Origin of the sequence: Bradyrhizobium sp. 2TAF36 (assembly GCF_052114925.1) — a bacterium.
Classification (GTDB): domain Bacteria; phylum Pseudomonadota; class Alphaproteobacteria; order Rhizobiales; family Xanthobacteraceae; genus Bradyrhizobium; species Bradyrhizobium barranii.
In genome coordinates, this window is sequence record NZ_JBFRFR010000135.1 from 1 (window position 1) to 12,032 (window position 12,032).

Sequence of the window (12,032 nt, forward strand, 5' to 3'; positions counted from 1 at the left end):
AGCACCGCGCGCTTCTCCTTCATCCGCTTGGAATGGTTGTAGACCTTGCCGGTGACGGTCGGCACGACGACCTCGGCCTTCTTGCTCGCGGCGTGGTCGAGACATTTCGCGATCCACGCATCATCGAAGCCGAGGTCGCCGGCCAAGGTTGCCGCCGTCCGGCGCGGATCGTGCGGCGTGAACGGCTTGAGGCCGAGCAGGGCGCAGATGCCGGGCGTCCTCACCTTGCCCTTGCGGTTGTCGCCGCGCAGCGCGTCCGCCATGGCCTTGCGGTGCAGCGGCTGATCGCCGAGCGGGGAGGCGAAGACGTATTGCTTGTTCGATCCCCGCAAGGCTTCCTTGATGATCTCGACCGCGAGACCGGAGAGGGGCTGCTGGATCACCCGGCGCTTCTTGACCCGCTTGAGCGGCACGTCAAAGCGCGGGTTCTCGCCGTCGAGGTCGAATAGTTCGTCGCGGTGCGCGCCAAGCAGCTCGCTCGACCGCAGCATGGTCACAAGCTCGAATTTCAGCGCGAGCCGCGTTCGGCGATCCCATGATGCCAACAGGACATCATCGTCGAGGCCGTGCCAGAATATCTTGATCTCGTCCTCTGAAAGAACGCGGGTGCGGGCGTGTTCCGCATCGAGCTTCGGAAGACTGATGCAAGGTGACGCGCTGACGTAGTCGCGGCCCGCCTCGGCCGCCCAATTGAAGAGGGCGCTGGCCGCCTTCCGCATATGCCGCGCATTGCTGACCGACGGCTTGCCGAACTCACCCCCGACGATGTCGTTGGACAGCGTCGCGATGTCATTCTTGGTAACCTCTCGCGCCAGCTTCTTGCCGAGCCGGGCACCCACGAAGCGCCGCAGATGGCTGGCCGTGTTCTCCCACGCCTCCAGCCGGGGCCGCATCTCGCCGTCCGGCTTGCGGACGGGCGTCTTCATCCAGTTGATCCGCTCCTCGATGATCTCGGAGACGGTCTTGCCGTTCTGCGCGGCCTTCGCCTTCTGGTCGCGGAAGGTCTGGGTAAGCGCGTTGCCGCCCATGCCTTTGAGGCCGTAGACCTTGCTGCGGGCATCCTCGACCGTGAAGGTCTCCGGGTTATAGATGCCGAGCCATCCGGTGCGCTGCTTGCCCGTGGTCCGATCGGTGAACTTGAACGAGAAGTTCGACGGGCCGGCCGTGGTGATGCTGACGTAGAGGCCGGGGCATTTACGGTCGTAGATTTTGGTGCGCTCGGTCACCCGCTTCTCGCACATGCGGTCGGTCAGGATGACGCTGCTCTTGCGACCCCTCTTGCCTAAGGGGGCGGCGGCAATGGTAGTCTCCATGTGGTTTCGGCTCCTAAAGGCTTGAGACCAAAGGGCCGGGACTTGAGCTTTCAGTTTGTCGTGCGGACGCTGAAGCGTTTAGGTCCCGGCCCTAGATTTGGCGAACTCCGCAGGAACCGCCCGAAACAAGCCTACGCAAAAAGTGCTTATTTCAAAGGGTTTTCTTAGTTTCGGCGTGTTTCACCGAATGCCAAAATATAGACGTGTGGTCCTGGCCGTCGTTGCAAGCTCTTGCGGAGGCGACAATCGCGTCAACCGGCGCGATGCCGGTGAATTTCGCTGGGGCGAGGGAGGCCAGAAGGAACTCGGCTCCCGGGAGAGCGCGGCATAAGCCGTCCGACCACTGCGCAGGGAAGGCTGTGTGTTGGGCTTCACCTGTATGCTGCTGTGCGGCTCTTCCTGCGTGTCCTTTCGCGCAGCGGACCGCGGGTGCCAGCCGGCACCGACCTTCCCTGCGCCCTCTTGACTGAGAGGGCAGGCGGAGATGCAAAGCTCGGGGGAAATCCGCCGCGAGAACGCGGGGGTGTGTCTCATTCGCGCCAGGATACAGCTAGCCTGCTTCCCTGTGGTCATACGTGCGGCTACCCTCCGTCGGCCGGTTGCCAAGCACGTTCTCGTGGCGGATCCCCAAAAAAGCTGCCAGGTGTCGATGCAAGGCTAGCGACGGAGCGCGGACTAGCTATTTGATGAAGCTTTCTCTGATTTGCGCCGTTCGTCTGAAGCTAGCTCAAACTTGCCCATGATGGATTGGAACGAGACCCCAAGTTTTTCAATTGGTTAGAAGCCGGTGTGTGCACGACGTGTGCACCGATAGATCAAGAAAAATCCTTTGAAGGCCAGTGTGGGTCGATATCTTGTATTGATATGACTCCGCAGAAGTTGCGCGTCTGGCCCAAAAGGAAAGCGCAAGTAGGTCGCGGGAATGGATCCTACGCAACCTTGGTGCGGCAGGTCTGCGATCTGCATCGAACTCTAGGGCTCGAAGAACGCATTCCCGGGCCTCTGCAGGCCGAGGTGATCGCGCAATGTTGTGCCTTCATACTCAGCGCGGAACAGACCGCGTTCCTGCAGAAGAGGAACCACGAGCTGGACGAAATCCTCGAACCCTTCGTGGAAATAGGGCGGCATGACGTTGAAGCCGTCGGCGGCGTGTTCCTCGAACCAGAGCTGGAGCGTGTCGGCGATGCGCTCGGCGGAGCCGCACAGCACCCAATGGCCGCGGGCGGCGGCGGTGAGATTGTAGAGGTCGCGCAGCGTCATGTTCTCGCGGCGGCCCTTGGCGAGCATGACGCTGGCGAAGCTGTGATAGTTGTCGGACGGCGAGATGTCCGGGATCGGTCCGTCGAGATCGTAGGCCGACATGTCCCGGCCGAAGCGGTCGGACAGGATGGCGAGTGCGTTGCTGCCGCTGACAAAGCTCTGGAGCACGTTGAGCTTCTCGAACGCCTCCTTGTCGGTGCGCCCGACGACGGGCATCACGCCCGGCAGCACCGTGACATCCTCCGGCCTGCGGTCGAACGCCGGCAGCCGCGTCTTCAGCGAGGCATAGCCGGCCTTGGCTTCCTCGATGTCCTGCACCACCGAGAACACGATATCGGCGGTCCGCGCGGCAAGCGCCTGGCCGGCCTCGGAGCCGCCGGCTTGCAGCACGACGGGGCGGCCTTGCGGGCTGCGGCCGATGTTGAGCGGGCCCTTCACCTTGAAGAACGCGCCGTCATGGTCGATCGCGCGCAGCTTCGCCGGATCAATGTAGACGCCGCTGGTGCGGTCGGCGACAATGGCGTCATCCGCCCAGCCGTCCCACAGGCCTTTGACCACGTCCAGGAACTCGCCGGCCATCTCGTAGCGGCGAGCGTGGTCGGGATGGGTGGTGCCGAAATTCGCCGCCGTTGCCGGATTGGCGGTCGTCACCGCGTTCCACGCCGCGCGGCCTTTCGAGATGTGATCGAGGGATGCAAAAACGCGCGCGACCGAGAATGGATCGCTGTAGGTGGTGGAGACGGTCGCGCCGAGGCCGATGTGGCTGGTCGAGGTCGCGAGTGCGGCCAGCATGGTCAGCGGCTCAAGCCGCAGCGTGTAGGAGGGATGGGCGGCCGCATCGGCATAGAGATTGTCGCCCATGAAGATCAGGTCGAACTTGCCATGCTCGGCAGTGCGGCCGATCTGCTGGATCGAGGCAAAGTCCTGGAAGCTGTCGACCGCGCCGGGATAGCGCCAGCCCGCGACATGACTGCCGGTGCCCAGGATGAACAGGCCGAGATGCATCTGTCGTTTCATGGCGTCATCTCCAGAACAGGATCTTGCGTTCGAGGAAGCCGATCAGGCCGAAGAAGGCGAGGCTCGCGGCGGACGCCACGAAGATCGCCGCCCAGACCTGGACGAAGTCGATCTGGAGCACGGCCTGGTAGATCACCCAGCCGAGCCCGCCATGCGCGCCGAGCATTTCGGTGACGATCGCAACAATCACGCTGCGCACCGTGGAGACGCGCATGCCGGCCAGCAGCAGCGGCAACGCGGTCGGCAGGCGCAGGCGCCACAGCACGCCGAAGCGACTGGCGCCAAAGCTCTTCATGAGGTCGACGGCGCGACGATCGACCCGGTCGAGCCCGGCCAGCATCGAGAGCAGGATGGTGAAGCTCACCGCCATCGCCACCATCACGATCTTCGAGCTGACGCCGATGCCGAACCAGAGCAGGATCAGCGGCGAATAGCCGACCACCGGTACCGAATTGATCGCCGTTGCGAGCGGCAGGATCGCGGTTCGCAGAGCCGGTGCCAGTGCGATGGCGACGGCGAGGCCGATCCCGATCAGGCAGCCGAGCCCGTAACCGACCAGCGCTTCGAGCAGGGTGTAGCCGGCGGCGTCGATGAGCGTTGCCCGCTTGGACCAGAGGCCCGCGAGGATGTCGCTGACGGCGGGGAGAACATAGGCCGGCAGATGCAGTCCGCGCGCGGCGCCTTCCCAGCATGCGACCAGGAGGACGGCACCCAGAATGCCGCGCTGGACGGCGAGCGAGGGTGAGGCAAGGGCGCGGCTCATTGCTCGGCGTTCCAGAACACGAGCCGGCGCTCGACCGCGGCTACCACCGCATAGAACCCGGTTCCGAGCAGGGCCGCAGCCAGCAGGGCGGCCCAGATCGCAACGACATTCTCGGTGAACATCGCCTGGAGCAGCAGCACGCCGAGCCCCGTGGTGTCGCCGAACCATTCGCCGACGATGGCGCCGACGAGACTCAGCGATGCGGCAAGGCGCAACGCCACGAAGATCTGCGGCAGTGCTGTCGGAAGCTGTAAACGAAGCAGGAGCTGGCGATTGGAGGCGCCGAAGCTGCGCATCAGGTCGACTTGCCTGGGATCGACGGTCTCGAGGCCCAGCAGCGTGTTCACCGTCACCGGAAAGAAGGTCAGGTAGAACGCGATGATCGCCTTGGCGAGCAGTGTGTTGCCGAACCACAGCACCACCAGCGCGCCGAAGGCGATGACCGGAATGGTCTGCGACACCACGAAAATCGGAAAGATCATCTCGCGCAGCGCGCGGACGCGGAAGAACGCGACACCCATGAGCACGCCGAACGCGCCGCCGGAAGCAAAGCCGATCAGCGTCTCCGCGAGCGTAYGCAGGAAACCGTCGACATAGGCGCGCGGCGTCGCCGCCATCGCCGTCAGGATCGTGCTGAGGCGCGGCAGGTAATAGGGCCGGATGCCGAACAGCAGCACCGCGCCTTCCCAGATCATTGCCGCGATGGCGAGCCCGACCAGCAGCCGGATCAGCTTGCGCAGCGAATCCGGCATTGCGATCGACCGCGCAGCCGCGCGGCCATCACCAAGCGATGTCGCGGCAGGACTGCTCACGGTAGCCGGTCCGCCGCCGGGATGCTCTGGATGAAGCTTGCATCATAGGCGGCGGCGAGATCGACCGGCTTGGAGATCACGCCATATTTCAGGAAGAAGTCGTGAGCGGTCTTCACCGCATCGGCATCGATCCAGAACATGCCGTTCTTTGCCGCCGCGCCAGCGGTCATCAGGCGCTTCACTTCGGTGAGCATGAATTCCTGCTGCGCGCGATCGAGGGTAGGGGCTGCGGCCATCACGGTATCGACGGCGCCCTTGGGGTCTGCGAAGGCGTCCTTCCAGCCCATCAGCGACGCCCGCAGGAAGGCCTTGACCAGCTCCGGCTTCTCCTTGGCGGTCGCTTCGGCCACGATCAGCGTGTCGCGCGGGAAGGTGATGCCGTAGTCCTCGGCGACGAAGATCTTCAGGCTATCCTTCGGCATGCGCGACTGGATGGTGTAGTACTCGTTGTAATAGGTCGCCGTGATGACGTCGACGTTGCCGTCGACGAACGGCGTGACCGAAACCTGCTGCGGCTGGATCTTCAATTCATCCGGCTTGATGCCTTCCTTGGCCAGCATGCCGTTGAGCACATGGTTGGCGCCGGTGAACCAGGTGGTGACCGTCTTGCCCTTGAAATCCTGAATCGTCTTCACCGGCCCGTCCTTGCGGGTGACGAAGATGAAGGGGGTGATCTGGTGCGATACGCCGATGCAGACGATCGGCAGCCCCTTGTCGCGCGCCGCGAACACGCTGTCGGTGCCGCCGGACAGGCCGAACGAATCGGCGCCGGTCGCGACAAGGTTTTCGGTCAGCAGGTTGGGCCCGCCGGGATTGATGGTGAGGTCGATGCCCTCGGCCTTGTAATAGCCCTTGGCCGCCGCGACGTAAAAGCCGGCGAACTGCGCCTGCGGCAGCCATTTCAACCGCAGGCTCGCCTTCTGCAAGTCGGCTGCGGGCGCAGCCGTGACAAGCGAGCCGGTCGCCAGTGCGATGGCGGAGAGGACGGAGAAGGCGTGGCGTCGGCTCAACATGGTCATACTCCAGGCGGTGAAAATCAATTGCGATAGGATGGATCGGTGCGGTCGAGCTGGCGCATCAGCGCCGGCCATTCGCGTTCGCCGGGCACGAGGATGTCGCCCTGCAATTCCCAGAACTGACGCGCGGCCTTCTCGCAGACCTCGTGCGGCGGCATTACCAGCTTGGCGCCGGCAGCAGCCGCCGCCTGCATCTGGAGCTGGATCCGCGCGGCACGCTCGAAATAATAAAGCAGCATGAAAGCCTCGCCCGGCGTCCGGCCGACGGTGAGGATGCCGTGGTTGCGCATCAGCATCACCTTATGCGGGCCGAGATCGCGCACCAGGCGGACCTGCTCGTCGAGGTCGATGGCGACGCCTTCGTAGTCGTGGAAGGCCTGGCGGTCGTAGAAGCGCATCGCGAACTGGCTGAGCGGCAACAGGCCCTTCTCCTGTCCGGAAACCGCGACGCTCGCGTCGGGATGGGTGTGCAGCACGCAGGCCGCGTCGTGGTTCGAGGTGTGAATCGCCGCATGGATGACGAAGGCTGCGACGTTCACCGCCTGTGGCGTGTCGTCGAGCTTGTTACCCCTGGTGTCAATCTTCACCAGGCTCGACGCCGTGATCTCGTCGAACAGCAGGCCGTAGGGATTGATGAGGAACTGGTCGTCGTGGCCGGGCACGCGCAGGGAGATGTGGTTATAGATCAAATCGTCCATGCCGAGCTTGGCGACCATGCGATAGCAGGCCGCGAGCTTGATCCGGGCATCCCATTCGGCCGGTTCGATACCGCGCGGTGCGGCCTCTCTCGCTGACATCGCGGTCACGGCGTCTTCTCCTGCGCGATGGAGGATTGGAACGATTTCATGCTTTCCTCCTCGATCGCATCGAGCAGCGTGCGCTTGAGGCGCACGAATTCCTGAGAGGTGACGATCTCGGGTCGACGCGGGCGGGGAAGTTCGACGACCTGTTCGAGCTTCACCGAGCCGGGACGTGCGGTCATGACCAGCACGCGGTCGCCGAGGAAGATCGCCTCGTCGACGTCGTGGGTGATGAAGAGAATGGTGCGGCGGTATTTCTGCCAGACGTCGAGCAGCCAGCGCTGCATCATCGCCCGCGTCAGCGCGTCGAGCGCGCCGAACGGCTCGTCCAGCAGCATCAGGTCGCGCTCGAACAGGAAGGTGCGCATCAAGGCGACGCGCTGGCGCATGCCGCCCGACAATTGGTTGGGATATTGCTTCTCGAAGCCGGCGAGCCCGAACTCGGGCAACATCCTCAGCGCCTTGGCGCGCGCTTGGTCGCGCGGCATGCCCTCGACCTCGAGCGCGAGGATGGCGTTGTCCACCACGTTGCGCCAGGGGAACAGCAAATCGCGCTGCGGCATAAAGGAGACGCGGCCGAGCAGGTCGGCCGAATGGCAGCTCTTGCCTTCGAAGCGCAGGATGCCGCCGGCGTCCGGTTCCTCGAGGCCAGCGACGATGTTGAAGAGGGTGCTCTTGCCGCAGCCGCTTGGGCCGACGACGGTGACGAACTCGCCGGGGGCGACGCTCGCCTCAAGTCCCGAAAGCGCCGTGACGGAGCCGAAGGTCTTGTTGACCGCACGCAGTTCAAGCAGCGGCTCAGGCTTCGGGTGGGCCTGCGGGGCTTCGGTGGCCGGTCCGGGATTGGGGAGGCGGGCAGCCTGCACCGGGATGTCCTTGTATAATGGAGGCGGCCATTCGCATACGAAAGCAGACCGCGYCCAAATCTCTTAGCAACTCGTGTGCCAGTGCGATTTCTGGGCAAATCCGGCATAAGACTTGCGAGATCGACAGGCGAATATGGCGGAGTTCCGCGCGCTTCCGAGAGAAAATCAGACGTTTCGCTGGAGGATGGGTGCCATTTTGTATACTTATATTGATATCGGAGAAACATGATGGCAGATATTGGTGCACAGGTCGGAGGCAGACGCGTGAAAAACGGGCAGGAGTCCCTGGCGCCGAGCCCCGGCATGACGCTCGCCGAGAACCTGCGCCAGAAGCTCGAGGGCGCGATCGCGGCGGGTCATCTCGAGCCGGGCAGCCGGCTCGACGAACAGGAGATCGCCCAGCGCTTCGGCGTCTCGCGCACGCCGGTGCGGGAGGCGTTCCGCCTGATGGCCGCTAACAATCTGGTCGAGCTGCGCGGCCGGCAGGGGGCAACGGTCCGCAGCATCAAGGCGCAAGCGCTGATCGAGATGTTCCAGGTCATGGCGGAGCTGGAGGGGCTCTGCGCGCGGCTCGCCGCCCGGCGCGTCTCGCAGGCCTGGGGCACTGAAATTGGCGAGATTCACCAGCGGCTTGTGGCGGCGGGCGAAACCGGCGACATCGACGTCTTCTACGACATCAACCAGGAATTCCACGAAGCGATCTACGAGGCTTCGCGCAACACTTTCCTCGCCGACCAGACCCGCAAGCTGCGTAACCAGGTGGCCGCCTATCGCCGCCGGGTGACGCGGATGCCGAACCGGATCGCCGACACTGTCCGCGAGCACGAGGCGATCATGCAGGCGATCCTGGCCCATGATCCGGAGCGGGCGCACAGCACCATGCGCGACCACGTCAACCTGCTTGGCGACAACCTCCTGGACTTCTTGGCCGCCTTCGAATGACCCTTGATGTCGCTTGGTATGCAAATTGCTAGACCTTGTATATCTGGATTGCATCCTGGAGACCCGGAGTGGACCTGAAGCTGACGAACAAGACCGCCCTGATCACCGGCGCGTCGAAAGGAATTGGACTTGCGGTGGCCGAGCTCTTCGCCGCGGAGGGGTGTCATTTGCATCTCGCCGCCCGCAACGGCGAAGCGATGCTCCAGGCCAAGCGCGACCTGGAAGCCCGCTTTGGCGTGAAGATCACCATCTACGCGCTCGACCTGTCGAGCACGGCTGCGATGGAGAAGCTCGCGGCCGAAGTCGGCGACATCGACATCCTCATCAACAATGCCGGCGACATCCCGGCCGGTTCGCTGGAAATCCTCGACGACGCCGCCTGGCGCCGCGGCTTCGATCTCAAGGTGTTCGGCTACATCACGCTGTCGCGTCTCTATTATCCGCGCATGAAGGGCAAGGACGGCGTCATCATCAACATCATCGGCAATTCCGGTGAGAACTGGGACGCCAGCTACATTGCAGGCTCCACCGGCAACGCGGCGCTGATGTCCTTCACCAAGGCGCTCGGCGGCCGCAGCCTCGATCACGGCGTCCGCGTCGTCGCGGTCAATCCGGGACCGGTTGCAACCGATCGCATGCTCAAGATCATGAAGCGCAAGGCGATCGACATGCTTGGTGACGAAGGCCGCTGGGAGGAACTGTTCGACAAATATCCGGGCAAGCGGCCCGCGACCTCGGAAGAAGTCGCCGATCTCGTCGCCTTCCTGTCTTCGCCGCGGTCCGGCTACATCACCGGCACGGTCGTGACGATCGACGGCGGCATTGCCGCGCGCGGCTCGGTGATCTGAGGCATCGATGTCGAAGCCTCAATCCACGGCACTGGTCCGCAACCGCTATTTCGACGAGCTCTCGGCGACGCCGGGGCTCTATTGGCTCGGCCAGAACACCAACCACATCGAGAGCCATCCCGCCGTGCGCGAGGCGATGCTACGCTCGATCGAGGCGGGCGAGTTCAATGCCTATGCCCCGCCGCTCGGCTTCGAGGCGTTGCGCGCCGCGATCGTCGCCGATCTCGGTGTGCCTGACGCAGAAGCGTTGGTGACCGAGGGGGGCGTCAACGCGCTGGCGATGATCTGCCGTGCGCGTTGCAAGCCCGGCACCACGCTGGTGACGACCGATCCGACCTGGAAGTGGCCGTGCCTGTTCGCGCGCCAGCAGGGCGCCGAGGTGATCGAGATTCCGATCTACGATCCCGCCTGCAACTACCGCCTGACGCCTGAGGCGTTGAAGGCGAATGTTGATGAGCGTACCGCGGTCATCTATCTCGTCGATCCCAACAATCCCCTCGGCATCCGCTACACCCGCGAGGAGATCGAGAGCTTTGCCGCGATCGCGCGCGATTGCGGTGCGCTGCTGGTGCATGACTGCACCTACCGCGACTTTGCCGACGGCCACACGCCGGCGCTCCATGTCGCCCCGAAAGGCTCGGTGGTCTCGACCAGCTTTTCGAAATGGCTCGGGCTCGCTGGCTTGCGCATCGGCGCTCTGGTCGCCGCGCCTGATCTGTTCGAGGAACTGGCGCAGACCTCCACGAGCGTGCTCGGTGCCAGCGTCATCGCCCAGCGTGCGGCGCAGGCGGGGCTTTCCGTCAAGGCCGAATGGATGAAAAAGGTGCGCAGCACCGACCGCGCCAACAAGGCGATGATCCGGGAGGCGGCGGCCACGATCGAAGGGCTGGCGCTGCCGATCATGCCCTCGCACGGAAACTTTCTGGTGCTGGAGACCATCGCGGCGGGCATCCGTCCCGAGGCGCTGGTCGAGTGCTATCGCCGGCAGGGCATCATGATCCGCCAGGGCACGTATCATACGCAGCGCTTCGGCGACCGCTTCGTCAAGATCAGCACCTCCGTGCCGCAAATGTGGGTCGAAAAACTCTGCACACTGCTGCCGGAGATGGTCGCGCAGGCGCGCATGCTCAACGACCTGCCGCCGCAATTCTAGGGACGATGCCGATGACGATGATCACAGCGAAGGACGGCGTGAAGCTGCATGTCGAAGAGGCGGGCGAGGGCACGCCGATCCTCTTTATCCACGAGTTCGGCGGCAATCACGCAAGCTGGGAGCCGCAGCTGCGCTATTTCAGCCGGCGCCACCGCTGCATCACCTACGCAGCGCGCGGCTATCCGCCGTCGGATGTGCCAGACAGCGTGGAGGCCTATTCGCAGGCGATTGCCGCTGACGATGCAATCGCCGTGCTCGACGCGCTCAAGATCGAGAAGGCGCACATCGTCGGCCTTTCCATGGGGGGCTTCTGCACGGTGCATTTCGGCCTGCGCACGCCGGAGCGCGCTTTGTCGCTCACCGTGGCCGGTGCCGGCTATGGCTGCGAGAAGGAGTTCGAGGAGTACTTTCGCGGCGTCTCGCTCGAGGTCGCCGACAATTTCGAGAAGCAGGGTGCGAAGGAATTCGCGAAGATCTACGTGCTCGGTGCGAGCCGGGTGCAGTTCCAGAACAAGGATCCGCGCGGCTGGCAGGAATTCGCCGATCTCCTCGCCACCCATTCCGATCGCGGCGCTGCCAACACCATGCGCGGTGTTCAGGCGCGGCGGCCGTCATTCTACGATCTCGAAGAAGGCCTGAAGACAATGATGGTGCCGACGCTGGTCGTCGTCGGCGACGAGGACGATCACTGCCTCCAGCCCGGCATCTTCCTGAAGAAGACCATTCCGGCCTGTGGTCTCTCGGTCTTCCCCAAGACCGGCCACACGCTCAATCTGGAAGAGCCGGCGGCGTTCAACGCGCTGCTCGCCGAGTTCATCGCCCAGGTCGAGGTCGGGCGCTGGCTGCCGCGCGATCCGCGCGCTGCCGGGCCAGATCATGCGCACGAAGTAGTCGATGACGAGCCAGCCCCTGATCAACGCTGATCGGCTCTGGACGCGGCTGATGGCGCTCGCCGAGATCGGCGCGACGCCGGCCGGCGGGGTTAATCGTCAGGCGCTGAGTGACGGCGAGATTGCCGCATGGCGTCGCGTCATCGGCTGGGCCCGCGAGGCAGATTTGACACCGTCGACCGATGCGGCGGGCAACCTGTTCCTGACGCTGGCCGGCTGCGATCGCGCCGCGCCGCCGTTTCTCATTGGCAGTCATCTCGACAGCCAGCCGACCGGTGGCAAATTTGACGGTGCGGCCGGCGTGATGGCGGCGTTGGAGGCGGTCATCTCACTCGCGGAGCAAGGGGACGCG

11 protein-coding genes and 1 pseudogene are annotated in these 12,032 nt (G+C 64.3%); 5 read left to right on the forward strand and 7 right to left on the reverse strand.

The features are described 5' to 3' along the window. From AB4Z51_RS41780 to AB4Z51_RS41810, 7 genes are all read right to left on the reverse strand, one after another. Positions 1–1,313 (reverse strand): tyrosine-type recombinase/integrase (locus AB4Z51_RS41780; protein ID WP_441499491.1); only part of this gene is annotated, 1,313 nt, incomplete at its 3' end. Positions 1,314–2,285: 972 nt separating this feature from the next. Next, entirely contained in the window at positions 2,286–3,590 is a 1,305-nt protein-coding gene (locus AB4Z51_RS41785) for an LLM class flavin-dependent oxidoreductase (RefSeq protein WP_441499492.1), read from the reverse strand. A gap of 4 nt (positions 3,591–3,594) precedes the next feature. Beyond that, the gene (locus tag AB4Z51_RS41790) at positions 3,595–4,353 is read right to left on the reverse strand and encodes an ABC transporter permease (RefSeq protein WP_441499493.1); all 759 of its coding nucleotides are present in this window, start codon (positions 4,351–4,353) and stop codon (positions 3,595–3,597) included. Further along, positions 4,350–5,165: an ABC transporter permease gene (locus AB4Z51_RS41795; protein WP_441499494.1), complete on the reverse strand. Its 816-nt coding sequence runs from the start codon at positions 5,163–5,165 to the stop codon at positions 4,350–4,352. Before AB4Z51_RS41795 ends, AB4Z51_RS41790 begins: the two co-directional genes overlap by 4 nt. Further along, entirely contained in the window at positions 5,162–6,178 is a 1,017-nt protein-coding gene (locus AB4Z51_RS41800) for an ABC transporter substrate-binding protein (RefSeq protein ID WP_441499495.1), read from the reverse strand. The genes AB4Z51_RS41795 and AB4Z51_RS41800 overlap by 4 nt, the downstream gene beginning before the upstream one ends. Before the next feature lie 23 nt (positions 6,179–6,201). Further along, positions 6,202–6,987, reverse strand: coding sequence for a class II aldolase/adducin family protein (locus AB4Z51_RS41805; protein WP_441499496.1), 786 nt, complete (start codon positions 6,985–6,987; stop codon positions 6,202–6,204). Next, positions 6,984–7,847 carry an ABC transporter ATP-binding protein gene (locus AB4Z51_RS41810; protein ID WP_441499497.1) on the reverse strand — a complete coding sequence of 288 codons (864 nt, stop codon included), beginning with the start codon at positions 7,845–7,847 and terminating at the stop codon, positions 6,984–6,986. Before AB4Z51_RS41810 ends, AB4Z51_RS41805 begins: the two co-directional genes overlap by 4 nt. A gap of 264 nt (positions 7,848–8,111) precedes the next feature. On the opposite strand from AB4Z51_RS41810, the gene AB4Z51_RS41815 reads away from it, so the two are divergent. From AB4Z51_RS41815 to AB4Z51_RS41835, 5 genes and pseudogenes are all read left to right on the forward strand, one after another. Further along, positions 8,112–8,789 (forward strand): GntR family transcriptional regulator, encoded by a 678-nt coding sequence (locus AB4Z51_RS41815; protein WP_441499498.1) that lies wholly within the window; start codon positions 8,112–8,114, stop codon positions 8,787–8,789. Positions 8,790–8,857: 68 nt separating this feature from the next. Beyond that, a complete protein-coding gene (locus tag AB4Z51_RS41820) occupies positions 8,858–9,637 on the forward strand; it encodes an SDR family oxidoreductase (RefSeq protein ID WP_441499499.1) in 780 nt (259 codons plus the stop codon). Between the two features lie 7 nt (positions 9,638–9,644). Continuing rightward, positions 9,645–10,790 (forward strand): pyridoxal phosphate-dependent aminotransferase, encoded by a 1,146-nt coding sequence (locus tag AB4Z51_RS41825; protein ID WP_441499500.1) that lies wholly within the window; start codon positions 9,645–9,647, stop codon positions 10,788–10,790. 11 nt (positions 10,791–10,801) lie between these two features. Continuing rightward, on the forward strand, positions 10,802–11,713 hold the full coding sequence (locus AB4Z51_RS41830; RefSeq protein ID WP_441499501.1) for an alpha/beta fold hydrolase: 912 nt from the start codon (positions 10,802–10,804) through the stop codon (positions 11,711–11,713). 19 nt (positions 11,714–11,732) lie between these two features. After that, positions 11,733–12,032 (forward strand): annotated as a pseudogene (locus AB4Z51_RS41835) (Zn-dependent hydrolase); the annotation flags it as partial.

Coding starts and splice junctions, on each gene's coding strand:
- AB4Z51_RS41790 (WP_441499493.1), bottom strand. CDS start 4,353: ATGAGCCGCGCCCTTGCCTCACCCTCGCTCGCCGTCCAGCGCGGCATT.
- AB4Z51_RS41800 (WP_441499495.1), bottom strand. CDS start 6,178: ATGTTGAGCCGACGCCACGCCTTCTCCGTCCTCTCCGCCATCGCACTG.
- AB4Z51_RS41825 (WP_441499500.1), top strand. CDS start 9,645: ATGTCGAAGCCTCAATCCACGGCACTGGTCCGCAACCGCTATTTCGAC.
- AB4Z51_RS41785 (WP_441499492.1), bottom strand. CDS start 3,590: ATGAAACGACAGATGCATCTCGGCCTGTTCATCCTGGGCACCGGCAGT.
- AB4Z51_RS41830 (WP_441499501.1), top strand. CDS start 10,802: ATGACGATGATCACAGCGAAGGACGGCGTGAAGCTGCATGTCGAAGAG.